This is a genomic window from Mesorhizobium sp. M7A.F.Ca.CA.003.01.2.1, from assembly GCF_003998945.1.
GTDB classification, from domain to species: Bacteria; Pseudomonadota; Alphaproteobacteria; order Rhizobiales; family Rhizobiaceae; genus Mesorhizobium; species Mesorhizobium ciceri.
The window spans coordinates 1-5,698 of the sequence record NZ_RZRA01000299.1 but is presented as its reverse complement, the minus strand read 5'-3'; the positions used below and the strand labels follow the sequence as shown (position 1 = coordinate 5,698).

The following is a 5,698-nucleotide window of genomic DNA, read 5'->3' as shown; positions in this document are numbered from 1 at the left end:
GTCAGCGAACTCTGGCGCTATCCGGCGAGTTCGCTTGCCGGCGAGCGCCTGAAAACAATCTCGGTCGACGTCGAGAGCATCGACGGCGACCGCCTGTTCGGCCTTGTCGACGTGTCCGACAACGAGATCGCACGACCGGACCGCGACGCGAAATGGCACAAGGTGCCGCGCATCCGCACCCGGCTGTCGCCGACCCTGGAACTCGAGATTGCCGTTCCCGAGGGCGACTGGCTGGCCGCGCCAAGCATCGAGAGCGACCGCGCGGTGTCGGCCTATCTCGGCTTCGAGGCCTCGCTCCGTCCGTTTCGCCGCGAGAATGCCGGGCCTGACTATTCCGGCCCGCTGACCGCGGAGCGCTACCGCAAGGCGCCGATTCATCTATTGACCACGGCTTCGCTGGCACGCCTGAAAGCATTGCACCCGGAAGGGGTCGCCGACCCGCGCCGCTTCCGCCCCAACATCGTTGTCGACATGGCGGCCATCGAAGGCTCGTTTCCCGAAACGGAATGGATCGGCCGCAAGCTTGCCGTCGGCGATCTCCTGCTGACCATCTCGGAACCCTGCCGCCGCTGCGGTTTCACCATTGTCGCCCAGGATGGCTTCGACCATGATCCGGCGATCCTGCGCAACCTGGTCCGTCACAACGCCCATAATCTCGGCGTCTATTGCACGGTCGACAGGCCGGCGCGCGTCGAAGTCGGCGACGCGATGCGCTTCCTGTAAGCTATCGATACAGATCCGCCCGTGTCGGCGGCAGGCCGCTTGGACCGCGCGCGCGCTTGGTCACGACGGTCTGGAAAATCTGTGCCGATGCGCGCTCGAAGGTGATCGAACAGCCCGTCAGGTAAAGCAGCCATAGCCGCGCCCTGGCCTCGCCCACCTCGGCGATTGCCTCATCGAAGCGGGCCTGCAGCCGCTCGGCCCACAGCCTGCAGGTGCGGGCATAGTGCTCGCGCAGGTTCTCGACATCGTAGACGAGAAAACCATGCGCCTCGAGATTGCCTGTTGTCATGCCGATGGTGTCGAGTTCGCCGCCGGGAAAGATATATTTGAGCAGCGCCTTGAACTCCGGCCCCTTGCGCAAGGTCTTCTTGATGTCGCCCTTGCTGCGCCGGGTGATGGCGTGGTGCAGATAGATGCCGCCCGGCTTCAGCAGGCGATGAATGGTCTTGAAATAAGTCGCATGGTTGGCGAGCCCGAGATGTTCGAACATGCCGATCGACGAGATCTTGTCGAAGCTGCCGGTGAGTTCCGCATAGGATTTGATCTCGATGGTGATGCGGTCCTCCAGCCCCTCGGCGCGAATGCGTTCGCGGGCCAGCTCGGTCTGCGCCTGCGACAGCGACACACCGTGGCCGACGACGCCGTAGTTCTTTGCCGCATGGATCAGCATGGCGCCCCAGCCGCAGCCGATGTCGAGCAGTCGTTCGCCCGGTTTCAGCCGGAGCTTGCGGCAGATGTGGTCGAGCTTGTCGACCTGGGCCTCGTCGATGCCATTGGCGAAATCCTTGAAGTAGCCGCAGCTATAGACCATGCGCTCGTCGAGAAAGAGCCGGTAGAAGGCGTTCGAGATGTCATAGTGATGCTGGATCGCCTCCTGGCTCGAACCGCTGACATAGGGATTGCGCCCCGACAGATCGGTCCGCGCGCTCATCTGCTTGCGTGCCAAAAGCACGGAAGGCAGGTCGCGCAGGATCGCCATTTTCGGCAGCGACTTGAGCTTGGTTCTGAGCTTGCCTTGCGACGGCAGGGCATAAAAATCGAAGATCGTCCCGTCTTCGATGTCGATGGTCTTGGAAATCCACATCTCGATCAGCGTCGACAGGGACGGTCGCTTCACGATCTGCCAGACGATGTCCTGGTCGTTGATGGTGAGCACCGGACCAGTGGCGGGGCCTATCCGCTCCCCGGTCCACAGCCTGACCGCAAAACCCGGCTTCAATGTTTCGATCACCGTTCGAACGATGCGAGCGGCCTTTTCGGCTGCCTCCATGCGATTCCTCCGAATGCTGGCTCAGGGGCAGAAGTTTGCCCGGTCGGCCTGGCAATCGCAAGCCGGCCCGCACCAGGCCCGCCCCTTGGTTAATTTCAGACCTGCACCTTGTCTTTTGCTGCAATGCACCCCATCATGAGTATGTGTTCAACAAATCGAAAGGAGGTGATCCGATGTCGAGTGATTTCGTTTTCCAGAACGTGGCCTCAGCGGATTGCACTTTCGGGAAGCAGTCTTCCCGTTAAGGCGCGAAATGCGCGGCGGCTGACCTGATAGGTCATCGCCATGGGCCGCGCCACGGACGGAAACACGGAAGGCCGCCGGCTTCGAAAGAAGCGGCGGCCTTTTCCGTTTGCGGACCAGACTACTGGGTCAATGCGATCTTTTCGGTGTTGCGAATGATTTCCTGAAAGGCGTCGTCCAATTCGGCTCCGGTGGACACGTCGAAGAAATGCCTCTTGGCGGCGGAGGTATCCTTCGACGAACAATCCTTCAGCACCGCCTTTGCCTGGTCCCGCTCGGTTGTCGACATATCCTTGTCGTCCAGATCGAAGCCGATGGTGAAAATCTCGATGCCGTCGTTTTTCATGTTGTCGCACAGCGTTTCGGCGTTGCCGCGCGCAAGGGTGCCCTGCCTGTTGTAGCTGTCCCCAGCACCGGCGAAGGCCGTATTGAACTGGCCATCGGTCATCAGGATCGCGACCTTGGCGATCTTCTTCGGATCGGCATCCGAGGCACCCTTGCCAAGACCGGCATTCCTGATCGCAGTGCGCCATTGCGGCGACAGCATATAATAGGTCCACTGAATGGCGATCGCGCCGGCCGTAAACCCATTGGCCCGGAAGTCCTCGATCGATTCAAGCAAGGCATCGGAATCGGCGGTCAGCGGGATCACTTTCGCATCAGGGCACCTGTTCATGTCCCCGTCACCGAGATGATCGTCCCGGTTGACCAGAGCATAGTATTTCTTGCCGTTCCCGTCGGTGCGGACAGTATCCGGGCCGTCGGCGCTCATATCCGCGTTGCCGTTCTTGTCCTTGCGCTCGGTGGCGCAATTGTCGGGGCGTGGCATCGCCGCGCCGACAATGGAGATGTAGTCGCTGAAGGACGGCAGCAGATTTTTGCCCGTCTTGGCGACGAGAAGCGGACTGCCGGCGACGGGTGGGAGCTCAGTGCTGGCTTGTTTTTCGGCATAGACGTTTTCCGCCAGCTTGCCGGCGTTGACGCCAGATGCATAAGGCACAATCGCGACGCGGATGCGGGGGTTCTGCGGATCCTGTTTCTGCAGCATCGTCTGGACGGCGTTTTTTGCAGCTGTTTTCAGATCGCCGATTTTGTCGACCTTGCCGCGCTTGGCCATCGACCCCGTTATGTCGAGCATCATCGCCACTTCGACGGTCTTGTCCGAATAGAGCGCCGTCGTGGAGGCGGCGACGCGTTTCATGTCGCCCGTGCCAAAAATCGGGAAATACAGCCCGACATCGACATGGGCGTCAGCCTGGACCGTCTTGGCGGTCCTGTTGACGATCAGCCTGTCGAGTACGATCTGGTCGGCCTGCAGAATGCCTGCCTGGCTGTTGGCGTCGAGAAAGGCCTGCACCGATTTGTTGGCATCGGCTTCCTTGATGGCGCCGGTCGTTAGGTCGCGTGCCGTCGATGTGACCGCGGCGTCGACGACGCCTTGGAGGCTCGATCTGGCATTGTAGAGCTGCGATACGTTGACCGAGAAGCCAACAGCCAGCGCCAAGACCGAGGCGCTGAGGCCGAACAGGATTGCGAAATTTCCACCGCGATCCCTGGCGAACCCGCCGATCGCGTGAACAAGACCCCCGTAATTCCGCATCCTACAGCCTCCATTCGCCTCGGCCTCGTCGCCGCGGACAGGGCAATGCAGGATTCCCGCCGGATGACGCCGCTGGCTGGCAGAAGGCCGGCCGCTTGCCGCCAAATCATTGTTTTTGTTCGGCTTCAAGCTCCGCAAAGGTGAATGACTGGTAAACAGAAAAGCGCGGCCGCGGCTGCGTTTACGAGCCGGTTACCATGCTCAAGACGAAGCAATCACGGAATCCCGATGACGTCCTGTTGCGGGACAGGGTCCGTGTGCCGAAGCGGGCCAGTTGTCCCGAGACTGCAGGGCGCGAAATGATCGGATCCAACGCCTCCGGCCGTCGAAAGACCAAAGCGCCATCACGTTTGAAAACCAGGGCCGCTTTTGGCCGCGCCTCAAGGGGGTGTTGAGATTCAGGTCAGGCCAGGTCGAAAATGATGGCTTTCGAGAACCGGAGCGGAGCGGACATTTGGTCCGTGAGCACCGGAAGCGCAGAAAGCCGTCATTTGCAGACCGGCCTCACCTGAATCGACATACCGTTAGGCCAGCATCTGTGCGCCGACGGTCCTGTCGATACCGTGGTAGGGCGGGTTGAACAGATTGCCTTCCTGTTCATAGGTCCATACCTTGAACAGGCTGAGCCGGTGGGCGCCGAAACTATGCAGCAGCGGCACGTCGGTGGCGTCGCGGCCGCGGGCGATGACGATGCGGCCGATTCTTGGCGTGTTGTGGCGAGGATCGAACGTGTACCATTTGCCGTCGAGGAACACTTCCAGCCACGCCGAAAAGTCCATCGGTGCCGGATCGGCTGGCACGCCGATATCACCGAGATAGCCGTTCACATAGCGTGCCGGAATATTCATGCAGCGGCAAAGCGTGATCGCCAGATGAGCGAAGTCGCGGCAGACCCCGACGCGTTCCTCATGCGCCTGAGCCGCCGTGCGGGTCGAGCGCGCATAGCCATAGCCGAACGACAGCCGGTTGTGGACATAGTCGACGATCGCCTGCACGCGCGCCCAGCCGGACGGAATGTCGCCGAAGAGCTGCCAGGCCAGGCTGCTCAGATGATCCGTCTCGCAATAGCGGCTGCCCAGGAGATAACCGAGAACTTCGTCCGGCAGGTCCGCCACCGGCACTTCCCTGGCCAGCGTGTTTACCTCGTCCGTCTCGCCGCTGTCCTCGACGACCGCGTCGTACAGGATGCGAAAACCACCGGCGGGCGCTGTGAAGCGCCGGCAGGCATTGCCATGCAGATCGTGGTACAGCCTTGTCGGCACCGCGGGCGAGGTCAGCACCCGCGTCTGCCGCTTGATATCAGCCTGCCTGTCCCGATGGATCTCGAGCACTGAAATCACCGGCGTGGCGGCTACGCATTCGATGGCGATTTCATAGCCGAGCCGGATCAGCATCGTTGGTCCCCCCTTCGATCTTGTGAGAAGCAGTCCTTCCCAAACGCCCGGAGGATACCGTGGTTCCCTGGGCCGATCGAAAAGCCCACCCCGTGTCTTCCCCTGCCGCGGTCGAGACGTTAGGTTCGGCAACCCCACCAGCGCTCCCCGGACTCAAGGAAAATCATGTATTCAAGCAGAAAATTCGCGGCCTTCCTCTTCGACATGGACGGCACGCTCATCAATTCCATCGCCTCGGCGGAACGGGTGTGGAGCGATTGGGCACGCCGCCAGGGCCTCGACGTCGCTGCCTTCCTGCCGACGATCCATGGCGTACGCGCGATCGAGACCATCACCGGCCTGGCGCTGCCGGGCGTCGACCCGGCACACGAGGCTGATCTGCTGCTGAAGGCCGAGGCGGCCGATCTCGAAGGCATTATCCAGATCGCCGGCGCCGTGGCATTTCTCGATTCGCTGCCGCCCGAACGC

Annotated in this window: 4 protein-coding genes and 1 pseudogene; 2 read left to right on the top strand and 3 right to left on the bottom strand. The window is 61.6% G+C overall.

Annotated features, from left to right (window positions below; genetic code table 11):
* Positions 1 to 723, top strand: a 723-nt coding sequence (locus EN969_RS14195) for an MOSC domain-containing protein (protein WP_127419193.1), incomplete at its 5' end; no start/stop codon positions are given.
* A 1-nt stretch (position 724) separates the two neighbouring features.
* On the opposite strand, the gene EN969_RS14190 is transcribed toward EN969_RS14195, so the two are convergent.
* From EN969_RS14190 to EN969_RS14180, 3 genes are all read right to left on the bottom strand, one after another.
* Complete coding sequence (locus EN969_RS14190; RefSeq protein WP_063169461.1) at positions 725 to 1,993, bottom strand: cyclopropane-fatty-acyl-phospholipid synthase family protein; 1,269 nt, start codon at positions 1,991 to 1,993, stop codon at positions 725 to 727.
* A gap of 364 nt (positions 1,994 to 2,357) precedes the next feature.
* Positions 2,358 to 3,836: a pilus assembly protein gene (locus EN969_RS14185; protein WP_063169462.1), complete on the bottom strand. Its 1,479-nt coding sequence runs from the start codon at positions 3,834 to 3,836 to the stop codon at positions 2,358 to 2,360.
* A 524-nt stretch (positions 3,837 to 4,360) separates the two neighbouring features.
* On the bottom strand, positions 4,361 to 5,230 hold the full coding sequence (locus EN969_RS14180) for a transglutaminase family protein (RefSeq protein ID WP_013529017.1): 870 nt from the start codon (positions 5,228 to 5,230) through the stop codon (positions 4,361 to 4,363).
* A gap of 165 nt (positions 5,231 to 5,395) precedes the next feature.
* On the opposite strand from EN969_RS14180, the pseudogene EN969_RS14175 reads away from it, so the two are divergent.
* Positions 5,396 to 5,698: pseudogene (locus EN969_RS14175) on the top strand (HAD family hydrolase); the annotation flags it as partial.